Annotated in this window: 24 protein-coding genes and 2 riboswitches; of the genes, 17 read left to right on the forward strand and 7 right to left on the reverse strand. The window is 61.8% G+C overall.

The genetic code is table 11. The annotated features are described in order from the left end of the window. Positions 1–39: 39 nt before the first annotated feature. From RVM27_RS10510 to RVM27_RS10530, 5 genes are read left to right on the forward strand one after another with little or no spacing between them, the layout of a single operon-like run. Positions 40–1,041 (forward strand): TRAP transporter substrate-binding protein, encoded by a 1,002-nt coding sequence (locus RVM27_RS10510; RefSeq protein ID WP_039175051.1) that lies wholly within the window; start codon positions 40–42, stop codon positions 1,039–1,041. Between the two features lie 58 nt (positions 1,042–1,099). After that, on the forward strand, positions 1,100–1,621 hold the full coding sequence (locus RVM27_RS10515; protein WP_096921965.1) for a TRAP transporter small permease: 522 nt from the start codon (positions 1,100–1,102) through the stop codon (positions 1,619–1,621). A gap of 16 nt (positions 1,622–1,637) precedes the next feature. Continuing rightward, positions 1,638–2,912 (forward strand): TRAP transporter large permease, encoded by a 1,275-nt coding sequence (locus RVM27_RS10520; RefSeq protein ID WP_039175054.1) that lies wholly within the window; start codon positions 1,638–1,640, stop codon positions 2,910–2,912. Between the two features lie 39 nt (positions 2,913–2,951). Further along, positions 2,952–3,419 (forward strand): RidA family protein, encoded by a 468-nt coding sequence (locus tag RVM27_RS10525; protein WP_039175056.1) that lies wholly within the window; start codon positions 2,952–2,954, stop codon positions 3,417–3,419. Between the two features lie 22 nt (positions 3,420–3,441). Continuing rightward, a complete protein-coding gene (locus RVM27_RS10530; protein WP_498956531.1) occupies positions 3,442–4,842 on the forward strand; it encodes an amidase in 1,401 nt (466 codons plus the stop codon). A gap of 9 nt (positions 4,843–4,851) precedes the next feature. Here the strand turns inward: RVM27_RS10530 and RVM27_RS10535 are convergent, their stop codons facing one another. Next, entirely contained in the window at positions 4,852–5,886 is a 1,035-nt protein-coding gene (locus RVM27_RS10535) for a LacI family DNA-binding transcriptional regulator (RefSeq protein WP_498956532.1), read from the reverse strand. Positions 5,887–6,132: 246 nt separating this feature from the next. Between RVM27_RS10535 and ltnD the strand changes: the two genes are divergently transcribed. The 10 genes from ltnD (at position 6,133) to RVM27_RS10585 (ending at position 16,411) form a co-directional block, all read left to right on the forward strand. Continuing rightward, positions 6,133–7,011 (forward strand): NAD(P)-dependent oxidoreductase, encoded by an 879-nt coding sequence (gene ltnD / locus RVM27_RS10540; RefSeq protein ID WP_498957768.1) that lies wholly within the window; start codon positions 6,133–6,135, stop codon positions 7,009–7,011. Further along, positions 7,008–8,303, forward strand: a complete 1,296-nt coding sequence (gene otnK / locus RVM27_RS10545) for a four-carbon acid sugar kinase family protein (protein ID WP_498956533.1) — start codon at positions 7,008–7,010, stop codon at positions 8,301–8,303. Before ltnD ends, otnK begins: the two co-directional genes overlap by 4 nt. Continuing rightward, positions 8,300–8,959, forward strand: a complete 660-nt coding sequence (gene otnC, locus RVM27_RS10550; protein WP_498956534.1) for a class II aldolase/adducin family protein — start codon at positions 8,300–8,302, stop codon at positions 8,957–8,959. Before otnK ends, otnC begins: the two co-directional genes overlap by 4 nt. A gap of 52 nt (positions 8,960–9,011) precedes the next feature. After that, complete coding sequence (otnI, locus tag RVM27_RS10555; RefSeq protein ID WP_498956535.1) at positions 9,012–9,809, forward strand: hydroxypyruvate isomerase family protein; 798 nt, start codon at positions 9,012–9,014, stop codon at positions 9,807–9,809. A gap of 58 nt (positions 9,810–9,867) precedes the next feature. Beyond that, on the forward strand, positions 9,868–10,842 hold the full coding sequence (gene denD, locus RVM27_RS10560; RefSeq protein WP_498956536.1) for an SDR family oxidoreductase: 975 nt from the start codon (positions 9,868–9,870) through the stop codon (positions 10,840–10,842). Positions 10,843–10,945: 103 nt separating this feature from the next. Then, positions 10,946–11,944: a TRAP transporter substrate-binding protein gene (locus tag RVM27_RS10565; RefSeq protein WP_189463974.1), complete on the forward strand. Its 999-nt coding sequence runs from the start codon at positions 10,946–10,948 to the stop codon at positions 11,942–11,944. Positions 11,945–12,069: 125 nt separating this feature from the next. Beyond that, complete coding sequence (locus RVM27_RS10570; protein ID WP_227407188.1) at positions 12,070–12,663, forward strand: TRAP transporter small permease; 594 nt, start codon at positions 12,070–12,072, stop codon at positions 12,661–12,663. Then, positions 12,660–13,937, forward strand: coding sequence for a TRAP transporter large permease (locus RVM27_RS10575; protein WP_498956537.1), 1,278 nt, complete (start codon positions 12,660–12,662; stop codon positions 13,935–13,937). Before RVM27_RS10570 ends, RVM27_RS10575 begins: the two co-directional genes overlap by 4 nt. Positions 13,938–14,040: 103 nt before the next feature. Beyond that, a complete protein-coding gene (locus RVM27_RS10580) occupies positions 14,041–15,498 on the forward strand; it encodes an aldehyde dehydrogenase family protein (protein WP_498956538.1) in 1,458 nt (485 codons plus the stop codon). A gap of 40 nt (positions 15,499–15,538) precedes the next feature. Further along, a complete protein-coding gene (locus RVM27_RS10585; RefSeq protein WP_144980883.1) occupies positions 15,539–16,411 on the forward strand; it encodes an NAD(P)-dependent oxidoreductase in 873 nt (290 codons plus the stop codon). Between the two features lie 27 nt (positions 16,412–16,438). On the opposite strand, the gene RVM27_RS10590 is transcribed toward RVM27_RS10585, so the two are convergent. The 5 genes from RVM27_RS10590 to RVM27_RS10610 all read right to left on the reverse strand — a co-directional run bounded on the left by RVM27_RS10590 (position 16,439) and on the right by RVM27_RS10610 (position 21,100). After that, positions 16,439–16,726 (reverse strand): TetR family transcriptional regulator C-terminal domain-containing protein, encoded by a 288-nt coding sequence (locus RVM27_RS10590; RefSeq protein WP_498956539.1) that lies wholly within the window; start codon positions 16,724–16,726, stop codon positions 16,439–16,441. A gap of 81 nt (positions 16,727–16,807) precedes the next feature. Further along, the gene (gene madM / locus RVM27_RS10595; RefSeq protein ID WP_039175076.1) at positions 16,808–17,569 is read right to left on the reverse strand and encodes a malonate transporter subunit MadM; all 762 of its coding nucleotides are present in this window, start codon (positions 17,567–17,569) and stop codon (positions 16,808–16,810) included. 15 nt (positions 17,570–17,584) lie between these two features. After that, positions 17,585–18,025, reverse strand: coding sequence for a malonate transporter subunit MadL (madL, locus tag RVM27_RS10600; RefSeq protein ID WP_491362365.1), 441 nt, complete (start codon positions 18,023–18,025; stop codon positions 17,585–17,587). A gap of 157 nt (positions 18,026–18,182) precedes the next feature. Next, positions 18,183–19,727, reverse strand: a complete 1,545-nt coding sequence (locus RVM27_RS10605; RefSeq protein ID WP_498956540.1) for a malonate--CoA ligase — start codon at positions 19,725–19,727, stop codon at positions 18,183–18,185. 38 nt (positions 19,728–19,765) lie between these two features. After that, complete coding sequence (locus tag RVM27_RS10610; protein ID WP_498956541.1) at positions 19,766–21,100, reverse strand: malonyl-CoA decarboxylase; 1,335 nt, start codon at positions 21,098–21,100, stop codon at positions 19,766–19,768. Positions 21,101–21,232: 132 nt separating this feature from the next. Between RVM27_RS10610 and RVM27_RS10615 the strand changes: the two genes are divergently transcribed. Beyond that, positions 21,233–21,895 (forward strand): GntR family transcriptional regulator, encoded by a 663-nt coding sequence (locus RVM27_RS10615; protein ID WP_096921976.1) that lies wholly within the window; start codon positions 21,233–21,235, stop codon positions 21,893–21,895. Between the two features lie 48 nt (positions 21,896–21,943). Here RVM27_RS10615 and RVM27_RS10620 read toward each other — a convergent pair whose 3' ends face one another. Then, complete coding sequence (locus tag RVM27_RS10620) at positions 21,944–23,185, reverse strand: D-amino acid dehydrogenase (RefSeq protein ID WP_498956542.1); 1,242 nt, start codon at positions 23,183–23,185, stop codon at positions 21,944–21,946. 59 nt (positions 23,186–23,244) lie between these two features. After that, positions 23,245–23,352: riboswitch (glycine riboswitch) on the reverse strand. Next, positions 23,353–23,443, reverse strand: a riboswitch (glycine riboswitch). Positions 23,444–23,571: 128 nt separating this feature from the next. Here RVM27_RS10620 and RVM27_RS10625 point away from each other — a divergent pair. Next, a complete protein-coding gene (locus RVM27_RS10625) occupies positions 23,572–23,865 on the forward strand; it encodes a hypothetical protein (RefSeq protein ID WP_016915216.1) in 294 nt (97 codons plus the stop codon). Positions 23,866–23,870 lie beyond the last annotated feature (5 nt).

A 23,870-nucleotide genomic window follows, 5' to 3' on the forward strand; every position in this document is an offset into this window, starting at 1 on the left:
AAAAACATAAATCACCATGACTCAAACAAGGTGCTGGACATGAAACGAATGCTGACAAAAGCCACTCTCTCTGCTGCCATCGCCGTTGCCTCTATGGGGGCGGCCCAACTCCATGCTGCAGATTACACGTTCAGCTTTGCCCACGTGCTGATCGAAGACACGCCCAACGGGCAAGCCGCGCTGCGTTTCAAGGAAGAGGTAGAAGAGAAATCTGACGGTCGGATTCAAATCAACGTGTTACCTGCGGCTCAAGTGGGTGGCGATGTTGAAATCATCGAGCAGGTACAAATGGGGCTGGTCGATATCGGTATTCCCCCGACCGCGACGCTGGGCAATTTCGAGCCGCGTATGCAGATTCTCGATTTGCCGTTTCTGATTGCCGATTACGACACGATGGTCGAGGTACTGGACGGTGAAGTCGGTCGCGAAATCCTCGATACCCTGAATGGCCATAACATGGTCGGTATCAACTTCTGGGGCGCTGGCTTCCGCCATATTTCGAATAATGACCGCCCGATCGAAACGCCTGAGGATATGGCCAACATCCGCATGCGCACCATGCAAGCACCGATCATCATTTCCACTTATCAGAACCTGGGTGCCAATGCGACGGCCATGGCATTCACGGAAGTCTATAACGGCTTGCAGCAGGGGGTGGTGTCCGGTCAGGAAAACCCATTGGCCAATATCTACACCATGCGTTTCCATGAAGTGCAGGATTATCTCTCGCTCACCAATCACGCTTACCACGCCTATGCCGCGGTCATCAATCAGGACTCCTGGAACTCGCTGCCAGAGGACCTGCAGGCGGTGATGTTGGAAGCCTTCGATAATGGTCGCGACACTTCTCGTGAATTGACCCTTCAAGATGAGGAAACCATTCTGGAAGCGATCAAAGACGAGATCGCCATCAACGAACTCACCTCCGAACAGCGTCAAGCCTTTATCGCCGCCAGCATGCCAGTGCATGAAGAGTACGAGAATGTCGTGACTACCGAGCTGCTGCACAAGGTTTATGACGCGGTAGGGATCGACTACTAAGGCAGGGTTTCATCAAGAAAACCGTTCTCCTCTTACCCATCGAGGGTGTGGATATCTCATGTTCGAAGCGCTCAATAAATGTCTTGATCGCTTGGAAAGTGTGGCGATGGTCGTTTTCATGTCGATTGCGACTGTCCTCACCACCGTCCAGGTGGTTTATCGCTATGGCTTTAGCGGCTCGCTGTTTTGGGCTGAAGAAGTCGTTATTTATTCCATCATTTGTATGAGCTTTGTGGGTGCCAGTATGGGGGTGCGACATGGCACCCATATTTCGGTGGATGTACTGAATGCGATCGCTACGCCTGCCATCAACCGTTGGCTGCACTTGATCGCCGCGCTGATCGGCATCGTGTTCGCGGGGTTCATGACCTATTACGGCTTTGTTCTCTACTTCAATACGCTTGGTCGTGGCCAGTTGACGGCCGCGCTGCGCCTGCCAATGGCATGGTTCTATCTGCCAATCGCGATCTCCGGTGTGCTGCTGATCCTGCGCTATTCATGGGTCATTAATGAAGTGTGGAATAAGCCTCCGGTAAGCCTCTCCGAAGAGCTTGTGGCTGAGTCGGATAAGCTCGTTTAAATATGGGAGAGTCGTCATGATTACTGCGCTATTGCCAATCTTCTTTGCTGTTTTATTGTTGGGGCTGCCGATATTTGCCTCCCTCGCATTAGCGGTTTTCCTCGCGATTGAGTTTTTTGGTACCACGAACCCGGTCATCGTGCCAATGCGCATGTTCACTGGCATGAACAACTTCTCGCTGATGGCGATTCCGTTTTTTATTCTGGCGGCGGAGTTGATGCGGATAGGAGGGCTTTCAGATCGCCTGATCAATCTGGCCAAAGCGCTGGTGGGGTGGGTGCCCGGTGGGTTGGCGGCCGCCACGGTGCTGTCATGCCTCTTCTTTGGAGCCATTTCGGGTTCGAGCCCCGCCACGGTGGTAGCCATCGGCTCGATCATGTTCCCCGCACTGGTCGCTGCTGGCTACGATAAACGCTTTGCGATTGGCTTGATTGCCACTGCTGGCACACTAGGGCCCATCGTGCCGCCGAGTATTGCGCTGATCATTTATGGTTCTGTCACGGGAACCTCCGTAGGACGCCTGTTTGCGGCTGGCCTGTTACCTGCCATTGTCATTGCTTCTATCTTGATTGCCTACTGCATCGTTTACAGCAGCTTCAAGGGCTATGAGCGTTCCCCCTTTCCTACATTGAAAGAAATAGCGCTGGCTTTTAAATCGGCGGCTTGGGGCCTTGGTTTGCCGATCATTCTGCTGGGCGGTATTTACAGTGGCATCTTTACGCCCACGGAATCGGCTGCCGTCGCCTGCGTATACGGCCTGCTGGTGGGTATGGTGGTGTATCGCACCATCAATCTCAAAGAGCTGTTAGGGACGTTGAGAAGTTCAGGATTGATTTCTGCCACGCTGTTGCTGATCACGGCAGGTGCTTCGGCCTTCTCTTGGCTGCTGGCCATTACCGGTACGCCCAGCCAATTGGCAGGACAGGTATTGTCGTGGACAGATGATCCCTTCCAGGTCATGGCGCTGTTCAACGTCGTGATGATCATCGCCGGCTTTTTCCTCGATAGCGCCTCGGCCATCATCGTGCTTTCGCCGTTGCTGCAGCCTATCGCCGCCCAGGTGGGGGTTGACCCTGTTCACTTCGGCATCATCACGCTGATCAACTTTTCGGTGGGCATGATTACCCCGCCCGTCGGGCTGAACCTGTTCGTCGCGATGGCAATATCCAAAATGTCGCTTCAAGAGGTGTTCAGGGCCTGCTTGCCACTGATTGGCCTGATGCTGATCGCACTGATCATCATCACCTACGTGCCGTGGCTAAGTACGTGGCTACCCTCACTCATCTATTAAGTAACCGCTGAATGCGTTCATCGACAAGGACAACGAATCATGAGCAAAACGATCGAGCAAGCCGTTGCAGAGCAGGGCCTGACGTTACCGGCGATTCCAACGCCACGCGGCCTCTTCTTGCCTTGGTCTCGGCTGAATAATCAGGTGTTTCTGGCAGGCCAGATTTGTGAGCGCGATGGCGAAGTACTCTATCCTGGCAAGGTGGGGGGCGAGTTCGACCTCGAAACCGGCAAGCTGGCCGCTCAGGCGTGTGCTTTAAACCTCCTGGCGGAATTGAGCGATGCCGTTGATGGCGATTTTTCCCGCGTGGTGCGCTGCGTGCGCATGAATGGCTTCGTCAACGTGGCGCCGGGTTTCCACGACGTGCCGCTGGTCATCAATGGAGCATCAGAGCTGTTTGTCGCGCTGTTCGGCGAGGCAGGCCGCCATGCCCGCACCGCCATCGGGGTGGCGACGCTGCCCGGCAATGCTGCGGTGGAAGTCGAAGCGATCTTTGAAGTGCGCTAAGTACCCCCTCGGAGGAGAACGCATGCAGGATTCAGTGATTTTTTTACCGTTACGTGAGCAGCGCGCGCGCCTGCGGGCTGGCACTCTCACCGCCACCGAGCTGGCCGAGGCTGCGATAGCGGCTTACCACCAGCGCGGCCAGCACGACCATGCCTATCTTACCTGGAACGGAGAGCAGGCACTGGCGATGGCAAAGGCGGCCGATGCCGTGCTGGCACAGGGGGGCGATGCGGGGGCGCTCATGGGGATGGCGGTATCGATCAAGGATATCTACGCCGTGAAAGGGCTGCCGACGTATGCAGGCTCGGCCCAGAAACTTCCCAAGCGCTGGGAGCATTCAGGCCCGGTGGTGAGTGCGTTGCTGAAGCAGCTGCCTTCCGTCATGGGTAAAACCCATACCGTCGAGTTTGCTTTTGGCGGGCTGGGCACCAACACCCATTGGGGAGCCCCGCGCAACCCCTGGGACGCGATGGCTCACCGCACGCCCGGCGGCTCCAGTTCCGGGGCGGGGGTGTCGCTGGTGGGAGGCACCGCCAGCCTGGCATTCGGTACGGATACCGCAGGCTCTGTACGTATCCCTGCTGCCATGACCGGCGTCGTTGGGCTGAAGACCACCGCCGGGCGCTGGTCCACGGAGCAGATCGTACCGCTCTCCAGCACGCTGGATACCCCAGGGCTGCTGGCGCGCCGAGTGGATGATATCGCTTTTGCGTTCGATGCCCTCGACCCGGTCCTGAGCGGCAGCGATAGCGGTGTTCCAGCAACCCCCTGTCTGGCGGGCCTGACCTTTGGCGTACCGGAAACGTTTTTCTGGGACGACTGCAGCCCCGGCATTGCGGAAACGGTGCGCGCTGCAATCAAGCGATTGGAAGCTGCCGGTGCTCGGATCGTGACGCTGGAGCTGCCTGGTATCGATGAGGCGTATGAATTGTTCAAGCTGGGCGGGGTGGCAGCTGCGGAGCTGGCAGCGTTCCTGAAGAGTGAGTTGCCCGAGATGATCGACTCCCTCGACCCCAATGTCGCGGCCCGGGTGGCGGCAGCCGATACGATGCCTGCCTGGGAGTATGTGCGTCGTCGCACGATCCTGGATTCGCTCTATCAATCTGCCGCTGCGCGTATGGCGGATGTGGATGCGGTGCTGACCCCCACCGTGGCGATTACCCCGCCCATCCTGGAGAGTCTTCAGCCCGACGGCGCATACCCCAAGGCCAATATGCACGCCTTGCGCAATACGGTCATTGCCAACTTTCTGGGGCTCTGTGCCTTGACGCTGCCGGTAGGAAAAGACGCCGAAGGCATGCCGGTGGGCCTGCAAGTGCTGGCCGGGCCATGGCAGGACGCGAAACTGCTGGCCATCGGGCAGGCCATTGAAAACGAGCTGGGCACAGGTCTGGACATTCTTGGCCAGCCGCCCGCATTGTGACGGCCGGAGCTAAGTGCTCCCGCCTACCTGCAGCGTGAACCCCACATCGTGTTGGCGGCGGTAGACGTTTTTACCGCTTAGCCTGCGGATCAGCTCCTTGGCGGCCAGCCGCCCCATCTCTTCTCTGGGCGACAGAATGGTGGTGAGCGGTGGGGTAACGTGTTGGCCAAGGGGCAGGCCGTTGAAGCCGGCAATGGCGAGGTCGCCCGGCACATCGAGCCCCTGACGCTGCGCAGCCAGCAGCGCACCGGCGGCCAGGTCGTCGTTGGCGAAATGGATGGCCTGGGTGCGCGGGTAATGCGCCAGTACCTGGGCCAGGCTGTCTGCGCCCGCTTGCAGGCTGCCCAGCGTGTCCAGCTCCACCAGCGAGGCGTCCAGGCCGTGGGCCGTCAACACCGCCTTGTGCCCTTCGTAGCGCATGCCCGCTCGGTAATCCTGCGATAAGCGTGCGCCGACATAGACAATATGGCGATAGCCTCTGTCGATCAGGTGGGTAGCCATGCAGCGCCCCGCCGCCACGTGGTCCAGCCCGACGTTCAAGTCCATGCCCTTGCCCAGCTCCATCACCTCCATGATGGGATGATCCCAGTTGTTCAGCAGGGTCTGGCAGGCGTGGTTATGGCGCAGCCCTGCGGTGATCAGGGCCGAGCATGACCAGCCCAGAAAAGTGCGCACTAACTGATATTCGCGGTCCAGGTCGTAGTCGGTGTTGCCCAGCAGGATCTGATACCCCTCGGCCTCCAGAGTCTCTTGCAGCCCCTTGATCACTTCCACGAACACGGTGTTGATCAGGGAAGGCACGATGACGGCGATCAGCCTGGAGCGCGAGGAAGCGAGACTGCCCGCCACCAGGTTGGGCACATAGCCCAATTGCTCCACGGCATCGAGCACGCGCTCTCGGGTCTGGTCGCTGACTTTCTCGGGCGTGTTCAACGCCCGTGATGCGGTGATCGGCGAAACACTGGCCAATTCAGCCACCTGGCTGAGGGTGATCTGGTCCGTGCGGCGGCGTGCTCTCGCTGGGCTGGAAGCATCTTTAGACATTGGTCGCACGTCCCTATTGTTCAGCTTGTGATGAGAGAAAGAATAATCTAAAAAGAATGTTAGCGCTATCATGACAGCGCTAACATATGCCGCCGTGAGCATGCCCTTGCGACCACGTCGCGCGGTATTCAGAACGATGCTGCAGTCAAAACAATATTTAAAATAACAACAGTGAGGTAGCCGCCGGTGAGTCACGATACACAGCAATCCCCGTCAGTCGGTGTGATCGGGTTAGGTGCCATGGGAATGGGCACCGCTACGGCGCTGCTGGAGCGCGGCTTCAAGGTCATCGGGTGTGATATTTCAGCGGCTGCCCGCGAAGCCTTCATCGCGGCCGGTGGGCACAGCGTGGCCACGCCGCAAGCACTGTCGGGGTGCGAGGTGGTGCTGGTCATCGTGGTCAATGGCCAGCAGGTGGAAGACGTGCTGTTTGGCGAGCAGGGCGTAGTGCCCCACCTTGCGCCCGGGAGTGTGATCGTGCAGTGCGCCACGGTAGCGCCCAGCCAGGCCAAGCAACTGGGTGAGCGCCTGGCCGCAGCGGGCATGGCGATGCTGGATGCCCCTATCAGTGGCGGTGCCGCCAAGGCCAGAAGCGGTGATTTATCAGTGATGGCCTCCGGCCAGCCGGATGTGTTCAAGAAAGCCCAGCTGATACTGGATGCCATGGCCGCCAAAGTGTATCGCCTGGGCGACGCGCCAGGGGTGGGGTCCAGCATGAAGCTGGTCAATCAGCTGCTGGCCGGGGTGCATATCGCCACTGCCGCCGAAGCCATGGCGCTGGGCATCCGTATGGGCCTCGACCCCGAGGTGATCTATGAGGTGATCACCCACTCGGCGGGCAACTCCTGGATGTTCGAGAACCGCGTACCGCACATCTTGAGCGGCGACTACACGCCGCTGTCTGCCGTCGATATCTTCGTCAAGGACCTCAATATCGTCCACCAGACGGGCCGTGAGCTGTCACTGGCCACGCCGGTGGCCGCCAGCGCATTGCAGCAATTTACCGCGGCCAGCGGCGCAGGCTTCGGGCGCGAAGATGACTCGGCGGTGATCAAGGTCTATAAACGCCTGTCAGGCATCGCCTTGCCAGACGCCGCCAACGATGCCGAGGGGGCAGCGTCATGAACCACCCACGGGTCGTGCTGGGCGCCATCGCCGATGACTTCACCGGCGCCACCGATCTGGCCAATAACCTGGTGCGCGGCGGCATGCGCTGCCTGCAGGTGATCGGCGTGCCGCAAGAAGCGGTGGACCTTCGCGACATCGATGCCGTGGTGGTCGCGCTCAAGTCGCGCTCCTGCCCGGTGGAAGAGGCCGTGACCGACTCCCTGGCCGCCCTCGATTGGCTGCGCGCCCAAGGCGCCCGACAGCTGTTCTTCAAGTACTGCTCCACCTTCGACTCCACCGACGAGGGCAACATCGGTCCCGTGGCCGATGCCCTGCTGGAGGCGCTGAGTGCCGCTCAAACCGTGATGGTGCCGGCCTTTCCGGTCAATGGCCGTACGGTGTACCAGGGACACCTGTTCGTCGGCGACCGTTTGCTCAACGACAGCGGCATGCAGCACCACCCGCTCACCCCCATGCAGGATGCCGATCTGGTCCGCGTGCTCTCCCGCCAAACGCCTCATGCCGTGGGGCTGGCCAACCGTCAGGTGCTGGCGAACGGTGCCGAGGCCACCGGGGCGCATTTGTCGTCCCTGGCCGAACAGGACATCCGTCATGTGATCTGTGACACCCTGGATGAGCAGGATTTGGACGTGCTGGCCGAAGCCACCGTCTCGATGGCGTTGGTCACCGGAGGCTCCGGCCTGGGCCAGGCGCTGCCCGCGCAGTACCGGGCCCAGGGCTGGCTGGAGACGATCACCGAACCAGGGCGTTTAACGCCTGCGGCGGGCGGGACGCTGGTGCTCTCCGGCAGCTGCTCACGGGCCACCCTGGCGCAAGTAGCCGATTTCCTGGCCAAGCACCCGGACGGTGGCTTTGCGCTAGACCCTCTATCGCTGAGCGAAGGCGACAAGCAGTGGGAGCAGGCGCTGGCCTTCGCCCTGGAGCGCTTGCCGTTGCAGGCCCCCACCCTGATCTACGCTTCGGCCGACCCGGACAAGGTGAAAGCGGCCCAGGCGGCGTTGGGCGTTGCCGAGGCCGGGCACCTGGTGGAAACCGCACTGAGCCACTTGGCGGTCACGCTGGTCAATGAAGGCGTGGGCCGCTTGCTGGTGGCGGGGGGCGAAACCTCCGGTGCCGTGGTCTCCGCGTTAGGCGTGACGACCCTGCGCATCGGAGAGCAGATCGACCCCGGCGTGCCCTGGACTCAAGCCTCGCTGCCAGGCCGCGAGGCGCCGCTCTCGCTGGCGCTGAAGTCCGGCAACTTTGGCGGCGTGGACTTCTTCACCCGGGCCTTCGAGGTGCTGGCATGAGCACGCCCCTTCGCCACCGACATCAGAACGCCCTGCGCGAGCAGATCAGCACGCTCGGTAAATCCTTGTTCGACCGCGGCCTGACCATGGGCTCCAGCGGCAATATCAGCGTGCGGCTGGACGATGGCGGCTGGCTGATGACCCCCACCAACGCCTGTCTGGGGCGGCTGGATCCGGCCCGTATCTCGCACTTGGACCCACACGGCCAACTGCTCAGCGGCGATGCGCCCACCAAGGAGCAGTTCCTGCACATGGCCATGTACGACGAGCGCCCGCAGTCTGGCGCCATCGTGCACCTGCACTCCACCCACTCGGTGGCGGTGTCGTGCCTGCCGGGGGTAGACCCCTGCGACTGTATTCCACCGCTTACCGCCTACTACGTGATGCGGGTGGGCAAGCTGCCGATGGTGCCTTACCACATCCCGGGTGACCCCCAGTTGGGCGAGGCGGTGCGGGGCCTGGCAGGCAAGCACAGCGCGGTGCTGCTGGCCAACCACGGCCCGGTGGTGGCGGGCAAGACCCTCGAAGCGGCGGTGTATGCCACCGAAGAGCTGGAAGAGACCGCCAAGCTGTACCTGCTGCTGCGAGGCGAGAACCCGCGGGGGCTGACCCCAGAGCAGGTCGCCGAGCTGGAAGCGCGTTTTCCCAGGGATTAATGACGCACGTGGACCCCTTTCACCAGGTACTGGATAACAACAAGAGCACGCCATGATTCGATTAGCCGCCAACCTCAGCATGCTGTTCAACGAACACGCCTTTCTCGACCGCTTTGCTGCTGCCGCCGAGTCGGGTTTCAAAGGGGTCGAGTATCTATTCCCCTATGCGTTTGCCGCGCGTGATGTGCAGCACGCGCTCAAGGATGCCCAGTTGGAGCAGGTGCTGTTCAATATGCCGCCGGGCGATTGGGACGCCGGTGAGCGCGGCCTGGCCAGCCTGCCGGGCCGGGAAGCCGAGTTTCGCGATTCGGTCACGGCGGCGCTGAGCTACGCCGAGGCGCTCGGCTGCCCGCGGGTTCATGCCATGGCGGGGCTGTTACCGGACAACGCCGAAGCCGCGACCCAGGCAGAGCACCATGCCACGTATATCCGCAATCTACGTTTTGCGGCGAACGAGGCGGCCAAAGTGGGCCGCGACATTCTCATCGAGCCGATCAATACGCGTGACATGCCGGGCTTTTTTCTCTCCCGCCAGGCTCAGGCCATGGCAGTACTGGAAGAGGTCGGTGCCAAGAATCTCAAGCTGCAGTTTGACCTTTACCACTGCCAGATCATGGAAGGCGACCTGATTTGCCATCTCGAACGCCAGTTCAGCGCCATTGGCCATGTCCAGATTGCCGGGGTGCCTGATCGTCACGAGCCCAATGTGGGCGAGGTGCACTACCCCGCCATTTTCGAACGCTTGAGCGCGCTGGGGTATCGCGGCTGGGTTGGCTGTGAATACCGCCCACAAGCCGCCACCCGAGCGGGGCTATGGTGGGGAGCACCCTGGGGGTTGACCCCACGCTGAGCACCACGCTGAGCCCCCCAGCCACCAACAATAACAACGCCATATCAGGAATCACATCATGCATATTGCCATCACCGGCGCAGCGGGTTTTCTAGGTCAGCGTCTTGCCCATCAACTGATCCAGCGGGGCGAGCTTCGCCAGCAGCCGATCACTCAGCTTACGCTGATCGATCAAGTGGAAGCCCCCGCGCCCGATGCAGGTAGCATCACCGTGTCCTCGCGCGCCGTGGACATTACCCAGCCCCAGGCCCTCGACGACGTGCTGGATCAGCGCCCTGACGTGATCTACCACCTGGCGGCCGTGGTGAGCTCCGCCGCCGAAGCCGATCTGGAGCTGGGCATGCGGGTCAACTTCGATGCCACCCGCGCCTTGCTGGAAGGCTGCCGCCTGCGCGGCCTGCACGCGACACGCTTGATCATGGCCAGCTCCGTGGCGGCCTACGGCGGGGCGCTGCCGGACGTGCTAGATGACATGACGGCCTTGCACCCGCAGAACTCCTACGGTGCCCAAAAGGCCATGTGCGAGCTGCTCATCAATGACTACAGCCGTCGCGGCGAGATCGATGGTCTGGTGCTGCGCCTGCCCACCATCGTGATTCGCCCTGGCCGCCCCAATGCGGCAGCCTCCAGCTTTGCCTCCAGCATCTTGCGGGAGCCGCTCAATGGCGAAACGACCATTTGCCCGGTGCCCACCACCCTTGAGATGTTCGTGATGTCGCCGGGCAAGGTGGTCGACGCGCTGGTGCATGGGGCCCAGGTGCCCAGCACATCGCTGGCACCGTTCCGTGCCTTCATGCTGCCCGGCATCACGGTGAGCGTGGCCGAGATGCTCGATGCCCTGCGCAGCGCCGCAGGCGAAGACGCGCTCTCGCTCGTTCAGCATGCGCCCGACCCGCGCATCGAAGCGATTGTGGCCAGTTGGCCCGCACGCTTCGAAACCGCCAAGGCGCGCCAGCTCGGCTTTGTCGGTGACGACGACTTCACCCAGATCATCGAACGCTTCATGGCCGAGCAGCACCATGAACGCGCCTGATGTGGCTGCTTTTCCATCTGCCTGGCAAGGCAGGTAACCCATAGGAAGGCCCTGCGCCTTCTTGAAACACCCACCCTCACAACAACACCAAGAGGGATACATCATGACCAAGCGCTTCACCCGACATGCTCTCGTGACCGCCATGAGTGCCGTGGCCACCGCCAGCATTGCCCTGCACGCCCAGGCCGCCACCGATATCAGCCTGGGGCATACGCTCTCTTCTACCTCCCACTACTCGGTGGGCGCCAAGGCGTTCAAGGAGACACTCGAACGTTTATCCGACGGTGCCTTTACCGTCACCGAACACGCCTCCGGCTCCCTCGGCGGTGAGCGTGAAATGATCGAAGGCCTGCAGATCGGCACCGTGGATGTGGTGATCACCTCCAGCGGCCCACTGGGTAACTTCGTACCCGAAACCTACGTGCTGGACCTGCCGTTCCTGTTCGAAAACTACGACCAGGCCCGCTGCGTGCTGGATAGCGAGATCGGTGACGAGCTGCTCGAGAAGATGAGCGACCATGACCTGGTGGGCATGGCCTGGTCGGAGAACGGTTTCCGCCATCTCACCAATAGCCAGCGTGAAGTCGCCAGCCCCGAGGATGCCAACGGCTTGCGGGTACGCACCATGGAAAACGCGGTGCACCAGGAAGCCTTCCGGCAGTTGGGCGCACGGCCCACTCCCATGGCCTTCCCTGAACTCTTCACGGCGCTGCAGCAGGGCACCGTCGACGGCCAGGAAAACCCGATCACCGTCATCGTGGCCACCAATTTCTGGGAAGTGCAGGACTACCTCTCCCTGACCGGACACGTCTACTCCCCGGCCATCGTGCTGGGATCGCCGATCCTGCTGGATGGCTTGAGCGATGAAGAGCGTGACTGGTTCATGCAGGCGGCAGCGGCATCGGTGGACGCCACCCGTGAAGAGGTCTCGCGCCTGGAGCGTGAAGGGGTAGCGCTGCTGGAAGCCAATGGCATGCAGGTGAAAACCGATATCGATCCGGCACCTTTCCAGGCGGCCGTAGAGCCCGCCTACGAGATCTTCACGTCGCAGTACGGCAGCGAGATGCTCGAACGCATTCGTGAGAAAGCGGGCAGCTGCTGAGTACTGTCTTTACGCGCTTTCTCGACGAACTGTCTCGACGAACTGTCTTGACGAGCTTTTCTGACGCACTTTCTCAACGTCGGCCTCTGGCAGTGCCAGAGGCCATTCAAGCAGGGTGATCCTTTATGCTATCGGTCTTGCTCCGTATCGAGCATCAGTTAACCCGGCTGGCCCTGATGGTGGCGGTGCTGATGCTGGTGGTCTCGGTCACGCTGAGCTTCTATCAGGTGTTGACCCGGTTCGTGTTCAATGCGCCTTCCACCTGGACGGAAGTGGCATCCCGCGCCTCCATGATCTGGTGCGTGTTCATGGCCGCAGCGGCCACCTTCAGAGGTGGCTACATGATGGCGGTAGAAGTGATCTATAAATGGCTGCCGCGCCGAGGGCTGCTGTTGCTCGAAGTGGCCATCGTCGCCTGCTGCCTGCTGGTGCTGGGGGTGATGTGCTATTACGGCATCCTCATGACCCTGCGGGTCAGCAACCAGGTGATGTCGGGCATGAACATCTCCATGTCCTGGGCCTACGCCGCGATCCCGACCGGCGCGACCTTCGCCATGATCTCGGTGATGGCCAGGCTGGCCGCGCAGCTCAGTGGGCGTGAGCCCGTAGGGCCGGAAAACAGTGAGGTGCTGCCGGAAGTTGCCATGCTGCAACCCGCCGAACAGCCGAACGCTGAACAGACCAACGCTGAACAGACCAATAAAGGGACGCCCCTATGAACATGGTGATTGGCCTGTCGCTGATTATTCTCTTCACCTTCGGCGTGCCCATTGCGATCTCCATCGTGCTGGCCTCGATCATCGGCATCGAGTTCTTCACCCGGCTGCCGCTGTTGTTGGTGCCGCAGCAGATGTTCATCGGGATCGACAAATTCCCGCTGATGGCCATTCCGTTTTTTATCCTGGCGGGTAACTTGATGGCCGCCGGGGGCATTTCCCAGCGGCTGGTGGACCTGGCCAAATCCATCGTCGGGCGGGTGCAGGGCGGGCTGGCCATGTCCTGCGTACTGACCTGCATGATGTTTGCGGCGGTGTCGGGCTCCAGCGTGGCCACCACCTTTGCCATTGGGGCCATTCTGATTCCGGCGATGGTCAAACATGGCTATCCCAAACCGCTGGCCGCTTCCATTCAAGCGTCATCGGCGGAGCTGGGAGTGCTGATTCCTCCCTCCATTCCGCTGATTCTGTACGGCGTGAGTACCGATACCTCTATCGGGCAGCTGTTCCTGGCGGGGATTGGGCCAGGCATCCTGATCGGCGTGGCGTTGATCATCTTCCTCTACCTGTTCTGTAAAGTGCGTGGCTACGGCAAGGACGATTACAAGGACAGCACGGGTTTCATGACGTCATTGAAGCGTGCCTGGGTGGCGCTGCTGATGCCGGTGGTCGTGATTGGCGGTATCTACGGCGGGGTGTTTACGCCCACGGAAGCCTCGGCGGTGGCGGTGTTTTTTGCCCTTATCGTGGGTGCGTTCTACTACCGTGAATTAACGTTGGCGGACCTGGGGCCTATTCTGCGCCAAAGCGTGATCTCCACGGCGGCCGTCATGTTGATCATTGCCGCTGCCGCGCTCTTCAGCTTTTTACTGAGCCGTACCGGGTTGCCCGCGCAAATTGCCACGCTGGTAACCAACACCATTGAAAGCCCGATGATGTTTTTGCTGGTGGTCAACGCGCTGCTGCTGATCGTCGGCATGTTCATCGAAACCTCGGCGGCCATCCTGGTGCTGGCGCCCATCCTGACCCCCATCGCCATGCAGTTTGGCATCCACCCCGTGCACTTTGGCCTGGTCATGGTGGTCAACCTGGCGCTAGGCATGATCACCCCGCCGTTGGGCGTCAACCTGTTTGCCGCCTGTGCCGTGGCCAGGATCTCCATCGATCAGATGCTGCCGTGGCTGGTGCGTTTCGTGTTGGTGGTGCTGGCATGTCTGATGGCGATTACCTACATGCCATGGATTTCCATGGGACTGGTCAATCTCTTCTATGGTTAAAGGACCTGTGAGGTTAAAAACGTGCGGGGTTAGAAAACGTTCGGGATCAAAGAGCCGTCTGTATTAACCGTAATGACCACAATGACAATAAAAGGAGCCCCTGATGTCGCATACCATCGGCCTGCTGTCGCAGCAGGCGCTGATTGGAGGAGAGTGGGTCGATACCGCGCAGACCCTGCAAGTAGATGCCCCGGCCACGGGGGAGCCGTTGACCCGCATCGCCCGGTGCCAGGCCGAAGAGGTAGATGCTGCCGTGCAGGCGGCCCGCAAGGCCTTCGCCGGGGAGCTTGGGGAGTGGGCACGCTGGTCGGCGCGCCAGCGCGGTGAGTGGCTGCTGCGCTTTGCCGACGTGATCGAATCACAGCATGAGCAACTGGCGGCGCTGGAGTGTGCGGATACCGGCAAGCCCATGACGCAGGCCAAGGGAGACATTGCCGCCTGTGCCCGCTATTTCCGCTTTTATGGCGGTGCCGCCGACAAGCTGCACGGTGAGACGATCCCCTTCGAGACGGACTTTGCCGTGATGACGCTGCGCGAGCCCTACGGTGTCTGCGCCCAGATCATACCCTGGAACTACCCCGCCCAGATCTTTGGGCGCTGTGTCGCAGCGGCGCTGGCGGCGGGCAACACGGTGGTGCTCAAACCTGCCGAAGATGCCTGCCTGAGCGTCATGCGCCTGGCGGCGCTCGCGGTGAATCATGGGCTGCCCGAAGGCGCTCTGAACTTGGTGCCGGGGTTGGGCGTGGAAGCGGGTGCTGCGCTGGCTTCGCACCCCTGGATCGACCACCTCTCGTTTACCGGATCGCCTGAAACCGGCACCCGCGTGGCGCAATTCGCCGCCCAGCACCATGTCCCGATTACCCTGGAGCTGGGTGGCAAGTCGCCGCAGCTGGTGTTTGCCGATGCCGACCTGGACGCCGCGCTGCCCGCCGTGGTGCGGGGCATCGTGCAGAATGCCGGACAGACGTGCTCGGCGGGTAGCCGGCTGCTGGTGCAGCGGGAGATCGCCGATACGGTCGTTACGGCCCTTGCCCAGCGTTTTGCCGAGCTGCGCTGCGATGCGGGGGAAGCCGATGCCGACTGCGGCCCGCTGATCAACGAGCGCCAAAAGCTCAAGCTGGAAGCCCGCCTGGCCGCCGCCGAAGCCGATGGCATCCAAGTAGCAGGGCAGGGGCAGTTGGCGCCGAGCGCGCCTGTAGGCGGGCACTTTGTGCTGCCACGGGTGCTGACAAACATTCCGGAGGGCCACGACGTGCTGCGTGAAGAGCTGTTTGGGCCGGTACTGGTGGTACAGGTATTCGATGATGAGGCGCAGGCCCTGGCGCTGGCCAACGCCACCGACTTTGGCCTGTGCGCCGGGGTCTGGACCCGTGACGGAGGGCGTCAGCTGCGCCTGGCCAAGGGCATTCGCAGCGGCCAGGTCTTCATCAACAACTACGGCGCGGCAGGCGGTGTCGAGCTGCCGTTTGGCGGGGTCGGGCGCTCGGGCCACGGGCGTGAAAAAGGATTCGAAGGGCTGCGCAGCTATACCCGCATCAAGACCGTGGCCATCAAACATTGAGCGCTATCAACCATTGAACGCTATCAACCAGGAGAGCACCATGACGACCGTTTATCGGGTAGGGCTTGTCGGCGTTGGCTTGATGGGCCACGGCATTGCCAGCAGCTTGCTGCGCGCGGGGCATTCGCTGTGTTTTCTGGAGCACGCGGGCAACCAGCCCGTGGAGGACTTGGTGGCGGCAGGGGCCGTGCCGCTGGCCAGTGGGCGGGAGGTTGCCCAGCAGGCCGATATCGTCATTCTGTGCGTGACCGGCTCACCGCAGGTGGAGGCCGTCCTGTTCGAACCCGACGGAGTGCTGGAAGGGCTGCGCCCCGGCAGCGTGGTGGTGGACTGCTCCACCGCCCTGCCCAGCTCGACGGCCCAGGTGGCGGCCCGTGTCGCGGCGGCAGGCGGGCGTTTCATGGACGCCGCCATGACGCGCACGCCCAAGGAGGCGGCCGAAGGGCGTCTCAACCTGATCGTCGGCGCGCCCACGCCGCTGTTCGAGGAGCTGCGGCCGTTGCTGGCAGCCTTCGCCGAAAACATCGCTCATGCCGGTGACGTCGGGGCGGGCCACACGCTGAAGCTGCTGCACAACTTCGTCTCGCTGGGGTTCTCGGCGGTGCTGGCGGAAGCCACGGCGGCATCGCGCAAGGCAGGCATCAGTGCCGATGCCCTGCTGGAGGTGCTGGGCGCGGGCGGCGGTGGCGGCGTGGTGCTGGAGCGCCTGCGCCCCTACATCGCCCACGACGACCCCTCCGGCTTTCGGTTTTCGGTCGCCAACGCCAGCAAGGACCTGGGCTACTACCACACCATGACCCACGAGCTGGGCGTGACTGGCGACATGGCTGGCGCCGTGCACGCGCTGTACCGCTCGGTGCCGGACCAGCAGCTGTCGATCCCCGAAGTCATCGGCGTGCTGGAGCAGCGGTGACCTACCTAATGCCGCCTATGGCCAGTCTCACCGCTTGCCATAGGCGGCCAGAAACACGTCCACTGCCCCGGTGATTTGCCGCTTCAGCTCGTCCTCCGAGGGCGGCAGGCGAACCCCCATGCGGACCTCCTTGATCAGCATACCCTGCCACATGCTGCATAGCTGGTCGGCGGCCTGGGCGGGGGCTGGCAGCGAAAGGTGTCCTGCGCTGGCCAGGCCCTCCAGCTTTTCCTGAAGCCATTGGCTCATGGCCCAGGGGCCTGCTTCGAAAAAGGCCTGCAGCAGCCTGGGGTGCTGCTCGCCCTGATTGCTCATGACCCGCTCCACAGCCAACACGTGGGGTTCCATCAGAACGCTGTATCGCTTGTGGGTGGCGAGGGGGACTGTTGCTCGCGGTTAGAAAATGGCCCGCACCGCCAGGTAGAGCACCGACGGTGCCAGCAGGGCACCCAGCCCGGTGTAGAAGGTCGCCGTCATGGCGCCGTAGGGCACCAGCCGCGGGTTGGTGGCGGCAAGGCCCGCCGCGACCCCGCTGGTGGTGCCCATCAGGCCACCGAAGATCATCGCCGAGCGGGGATTGTCGAGCCCAATGTGCCGGGCCATGGCGGGCGTCATGATCATCACCAGGATGGACTTCACCAGACCGGCGGCAATCGACAGCGCAATGATGTCCGAGGATGCCCCGATCGAAGCCCCGGCAATGGGGCCGACGATATAGGTCACCGTGCCTGCGCCGATGGTGGTCAGGGACACCGGGTCCCGGTAACCGAAGGCGAAGGCCACGGCGACCCCGGCCACGAACGAGAGCACCACGCCAAGAAACAGCGCCACGACGCCGCTCATGCCCGCCGTGCGAATCTCCTGAAAGCGAACGCCATAGGCGGTGGCGATGATGGCCAGGTCGCGCAGCATGCCGCCGCCCATCAGGCCCAGCCCCGCGAACAGGCTGATGTCGGCCAGCCCCTTGCTGCCGCCCGTGGTGATCCCGCCCACATAGGCAAGCGCCAGGCCGACCATGATGGCAATGGCAGAGCCATGCACGCGGCCTTTGGTGAGCTTGTCGCTCAGCACGTAGGAGAGATACATGGCACCGCCCACCAGGGCAAAGGCCGCCACCAGATGCTGTCGTTCCAGTTGCGTAAACAGTGATTCGATCATCGTCAAAGCCTCGGGTTAGCGCGCTTGGCTGGGCGCTGGGCGTGAGTGAGGTTGGGCATCGGCAGCTGGGCTTGTGGCTTCGTCGCCGTCATCGACGGCTGGCTCGCGCCGCCCAAACAGGGGGATGACCAAAAAGCTGGCCATGACGGCCACGAAGCCCGCCAGAATGGCGATCATGCCGCCATCCAACGCCGCCGCGACATCCTGACTGGCGGCCATGGCCACCACGATGGGAATGTACATACCGTTCCAGAACGTGATCCCGCTCTCGGTACTGGCCGGCATTTTCTTCTTGTCCATGAGATAGCCGCCCAGAAAAATCAGCAGCAACATGGCGATACCCACACCGCCAACATTGGATGTAACGCCGAGCATCATGCCCAGCACGTCACCGGCCCAAAGGCCCACCAGCATGCACCCTGCCAGCAGGGCAACACCGTAAATCACCATGGTCATTTTCCTCTATTGTCATTGTTGTTAGGTAGTGCGTGTTCGATGGGCCGCCGTGTCTGGTTTCCTCGGTCGCGGCGGCGCCATCTTTCCCGTCAGCGGGGAATTCGTGCGTGTTCTATTGCTAAGTTCTATGGCTAGGTTCCAGGACTAAGTGCTATGACTAAGACAGGGCCGCGTGGCTTGCGTGGCGCTCGAAGGTGTCGGCGTAACGCTCGCGCAGCTGGTTTTTCTGCACTTTGCCCATGACGTTTCTGGGCAGCGCTTCCACGAACACGATGTGCTTGGGTTGCTTGTACCTGGCCAGCTCGTTTGCCAAGGCGGCGCGAATCGGCTGTTCATCCACCTGGTCAGGAGATGCCGGGACCACCACGGCGACCACGCCTTCGCCCAGGTCTGCATGGGGGACACCAACCACCGCCGACTCCAGCACCCCGGGAAGGTCATCGATAATGGCTTCGATTTCCTTCGGGTAAACGTTGTAACCGCCTGAAATGACCAGGTCCTTGTCGCGGCCGACAATGTTCAGGTAGCCGTGCTCATCGATTTTTCCCAGGTCACCGGTAATGAAGAAACCGTCTGAGCGAAACTCGGCGGCCGTCTTTTCGGGCATCCGCCAGTACCCCTTGAAAACGTTGGGGCCGCGCAGCTCCACCATGCCGGTCTCGCCATCGGCCAAGGGTTTGCCCGACTCACGGTCGGTAATACGCACTTCCACGCCGGGCAGCGGCATGCCCACGGTTCCAGGCCGACGCTGGCCGTCATAGGGGTTGGAGGTGTTCATGTTGCTTTCGGTCATGCCGTAGCGCTCGAGAATCGCATGGCCGGTGCGGGCTTCGAAGGCTTCATGGGTGTCGGCCAGCAAGGGTGCAGAACCGGAGATGAACAGCCGCATGTGGGCGGTGGCCTGCCGATCGAGCCGGGGTGACTGCAGCAGGCGGGTGTAGAACGTGGGCACACCCATCAATACCGTTGCCTTCGACATGCGTGTAATCAGGTCTTCCACCTCCAGCTTGGGCAAGAAGGTCATGGATGCGCCATTCACCAGCGTGATGTTACAGGCCACGAACAGGCCGTGGGTATGGAAGATGGGCAGGGCATGCAGCAAGTGGTCGTGCTCGCTGTAGTGCCACGCTTCGGTCAGTGCCTGGCAATTGGACGCCAGGTTGCGGTGGGTCAACATGGCGCCCTTGGAGCGCCCCGTGGTGCCGGAGGTGTAAAGAATGGCGGCCAGATCGTCCGGCCCGACCTGGCAGACGTCGCTGGTTTCCTCCACCTGTGCCAGGTCGTGCATCAAGCTGCCGTCAGCCTGGGTGCCCAGGCTGACGATATGCGTGACGCCGCTGGCCTCGCCGTGCAGGGTGGCACTGTCGAGGTCGTCGGGACGGCAGACATAAATATGCGGCTCGGCATCGGACAGAAAGTAAGCGATCTCCTTGCCCGTGTACGCCGTATTGAGCGGCAGGTACACCGCCCCCACTTGCAGGCTGGCCAGATAGAGCATCAGCATCTCGGGGCTTTTGTCGATCTGCACGGCTATGCGGTCGCCGGGCTGAAGACCCCAGGCGCGTAATCGGCTGGCCAGGCGGCGGCTGGTCGAGAGCACATCCCGATAGCGATACTGGCGGCCATCGTCGGTATCCATCAATACCTTGTCAGGCTGGCGTTCGAAGTGGGGGTAGAACAGGCTGAAAAGATTATGGTTCATGGTGGGTCCTTGTTGTTGTAGTGAAGTCAGGGGCATGCCTAGGCCTCGACGGTCATGTAGTGCTGTGCCTGGCTTGCCAGGCGGCGAATGTCGCTGGTGCATACCACGCTCTGCTGTTGGCTGAAGGCTTCGTGGTTCTGCTCGATGCGATTGAGCTGGTAGAGGTAATTGACCATCACCCCATGGGCCTGCTGCCACCCTTTGGGGGACGTGTCGGCGGGCCAGTTGAGGCGGTGCAGGCTGGCGCCATTCCCCAGGTGGAAGCGGGCCACCGGGTTGAGCGGCTGGCCGCTCTTGTGTTTGACCTCGGTGAGGTAGTAAGCCACCAGGCGCAGCAGCGCTTTCTGGTTCGCGGAAGGCGTATCGTGCTGTGCCAGCGTGCCTTCTTCCAGCTGCTGTTCCAGCGCTTCGGGCAGCGTGACCGCCCCCGAGCGGCGCTGGGTGGCCAGCCACTCCGCAAAGCCGGGCACCGGGGAAAGGGTGACGAAGTTCTTCAACTGGGGCAGTTCACGGCTCAGCTCCTGCACGACCTGCTTGATCAGGAAGTTGCCGAAGGAGACGCCCTTGAGCCCCGCCTGACAGTTGCTGATGCTGTAGAACACGGCGGTGTCGGCGTCGGCCAGCGGCAGCTCTTCTTCGTTCTCCAGAATGGCCTGGACGTTGTCGGGAATGCCCTTGCACAGCGCGACTTCCACGAAAATCAGCGGCTCATCGCCCGTGGCAGGGTGGAAAAAGGCGTAGCAGCGGCGGTCTTCCGGGTCCAGGCGGCGGCGCAGCGCGGTCCAGTCGCTGATCTCATGCACGGCCTCGTAACGGATCAGTTTTTCCAGCACGGCCGCCGGGGTGTTCCAGTCGATGCTCTCCAGCACCAGAAAGCCGCGGTTGAACCACGAATTGAAAAGATGCGAAAAGTCGGCATCCAGGGCCGCAAAGGAGGGTGAGGCGCTGAGCTGTTTCAGCAGGTTGGCGCGCATCTTGACCAGCTCGTAGGTGCCTCCCGGGCAGAGGTTAAGGCGGCGCAGCAGGTCTTGCCGCCGGGGCTCGCAGGCGCTGAAAAGCCGCGCCAGGGCTTCGTTGTCCTGGCGCTCGCGGTACACTTGGTAGGCCGCGTGGATCTGTTCGGGGTCAGCCGAGTAGGCATTGGCCAGCAGCGAGAAAAACGCGTCCTGTTCCTGCTCGGTCAATTGGCTATAGTGGCTAAGGGCTGCTTGAGCGGTCAGTATTTGCGTGGCTTCGCCACCTGGCAGCATCAGCTTTTCACAAGCGTCGAACAGCCCCTTGAGGTGCACCTCGGGCGAGTAGGAGGTCACCGAGCGGTATTTGGTGCGGGTGCGTTCACTGATGTTCGTGAGCAAGCCCTGTAGAAACGTCATGTTCATCTGCATACATCTGGCTCCGCGCATGATTATTATGAGATTGTGGCTGCAAGGATGTTTCGATGCGATTTGTTATATATAACAAATAGACTTTTAAAATATTTCAGTCAAGGGAAACAGAGGCGACTTATGGCTAAGGTGTCACAGGCACATCGACTGCGCGATCTACTGGAAGACGCCATCGTGGAAGGGCGCTTTCTTCCGGGCGACCGCCTGGACCCTGATGCGCTCGCGCTGGAGTATCAATGTTCCAGAACGCCCATTCGGGAAGCCATTCAGCAGCTGGCCATGTCGGGCATGGTGCAGGTGGTCGCCAAGCGCGGCACTTTCGTCACCGAGCTGAGCATTTCAGAGCTGGTAGAGCGGTTCGAGGTGATGGCCCAGTTGGAGGGGCTGTGCGGCCGGTTGGCGGCGCGGCGCATCACCGCCGACGAGCTGGCGCTGCTGCAGGACGTTCACCGAGCCTGTCAGGCCAAGGTGGAGGCAGGCGACAGCAATGGTTATTACTACGAGAACAGCCTGTTTCACCAGCGCATCTACGAAGCCAGTCATAACCAGTTCTTGGCTCAGGAGGCCGCGCGGCTGCATGCGGCCCTGCAGCCTTATCGCAGAATGCAGCTACAGGTGCGCATGCGTCTGGAAAGCTCGTTTGCCGAGCACGACGCCATTGTGGCGGCGATAGCGGCGGGAGAGGCCCAGCAGGCGGAAACCCTGCTGCGCGACCATGTGATGATTCAGGGGGAGCGCTTCAATGACCTGGTGGCGTCGGTGCAGCAGCTCAAGAGGGCGTAGCCTGCCAGGCGCCTGATCGGCGCCCGGCAGGGAGCGCAGGTGCCAGCCTTACCGCGAGGCCGCCAGCGGTGTGGCCACGGTGGTATCCACCGCATCCGCCAGCAACTCGGCGGTGATGGCCGAGAGTGTCCAGCCCAGGTGGCCGTGGCCCGTGTTGTAGAACACCGTCGGCAAGCGGCCCGGGCCCACTTTGGGCAGCATGTTCGGCATCATCGGACGCAGGCCAGCCCAGGGTACGACCCGCTGGGTGCTGACACCGGGAAAGCACTGCTCCACCCAGCGCACCAGCGGCTGAATGCGGTCGTTGCGAATGTCGCGATTGGCGCCGTTGAACTCTGCGGTGCCCGCCACGCGGAAGCGGTCGTTGCCCAGGCGGCTGGTCACCAGCTTGGTTTCGTCATCCAGCAGGCTCACGGTGGGGGCGGCCTGTTGCGAGGCTTCGTCGTCCAGCTGCACGGTGATCGAGTAGCCCTTCACCGGGTAGATATTGACGCGATCACCCAGCTTGGCGGCCACCGCCCGGCTGCCGACCCCGGCGCACACCACCACGCTGTCGAAGCTTTGCCGCATCTCCTCGCCATCGACCACCGCCTTGACCCAGGCGCTGTTTTCATCGGCGCTCAGGTCGGTCACCTGATGGCCGTAGTTCAGGCGCACGCCGCGTTTCGCAGCGGCTTTCGCCAGCCCATTGGTGTACTTGTGAATATCCCCCGTGGCGTCACTTTCGGTAAAGAAACCGCCGTAGTAGCTGCCGGCCAGTGTGGGTTCGATGGCGCGCATTTCATCCGAGGTCACCGCGCGGCGTTCGAGCCCGCCCTGGTGCAATAGCTGCGATACCCTGGCGGCATGCTCATAGCCTGCCTTGTCGCGGTAGATGTGCAGGATGCCTTTCTGCTTCACGTCGAAATCGATCTGCTCGTCACGGGCCCACTGGAACAGGTGTTCTCGGGCGGCGATGGCCAGGCGGGTCGTTTCGGTGGTGTTGTCGGCATAGCGGGGAATGGCGGCGATGAATTCTGCAAACCAGCTCAGCTTGTGCCAGCTTGGGCGCGGGTTCACCAGCAGCGGGGCGTCGTTCTTGAGCATCCAGCGCAGGCCCTTGATGACCGTGGGCCAGTGGTTCCACACCTCTGCGTTGGAGGCAGACAGCTGCCCGCCGTTGGCAAACGAGGTTTCCATGGCGGCGTAGCGATGCTTTTCGAAGACGGTGACGTCGAAACCGCGCTTTACGAGGGCGTAGGCACTGGTGATGCCAGTGATCCCACCGCCAATGATGGCAATGCGTTGCATGAGTCTCTCCACAGATTGTATGAGCGTCGGGCGATACCCCCGGCAGCCTATTGGCCGGGCGTACCCCTTCCGTCATGGAACCTGAGAGATTCACGCCGCTGGAATGGCGCTTGCTCCTTCGGTGGGCTGAGTGACGCAGTCATCAACCGCTCTTCGGAACGTCATGGATGGCCGTCGCGGTCCGTTGGCCTGAGAGTTTCCGGGGTCGTTGCTCCTTCGGCGCTGGTGGCAGGCACCAGTCTCTCCCGCGATGGCATACTGACGTTGTAACGCGACGGTGCTAAAAAGGGAATAGGCGGAAGGTGGAAACATGAGCAGCAGCTGCTTTGCCAGCCACCGCGTTTTCGCTGACAATAGCGAATCCCTTCGAGCAATGGAAAAAGCGCATGCAGGCAAACGGATTTTTTGAGGGCATTGGCGAGGCGATTGGCGATGCGATCCGCATCGTGGTCGAGTTCTTGCTGGGTATCTTCACCAACTTTTTCGGTGCCTTCGACGATTTTATCGGCGGGCTGACGCGCTCGCTGGGAATCAATGACTCGTTCTTGAGCCTGGCGATTCTGCTGATTGGCCTGCTGGTACTGTGGGGCGGGCTGCGTGCGTTTTTGCGTGGCTCCATTATTGGCGGCATTTTCCGCACGCTGATCGGCCTGTTCATCCTGTCGTGGCTGATGATGTAGCCCGC

This window comes from Halomonas sp. KM007 (genome assembly GCF_050709225.1).
GTDB classification, from domain to species: Bacteria; Pseudomonadota; Gammaproteobacteria; order Pseudomonadales; family Halomonadaceae; genus Vreelandella; species Vreelandella hamiltonii.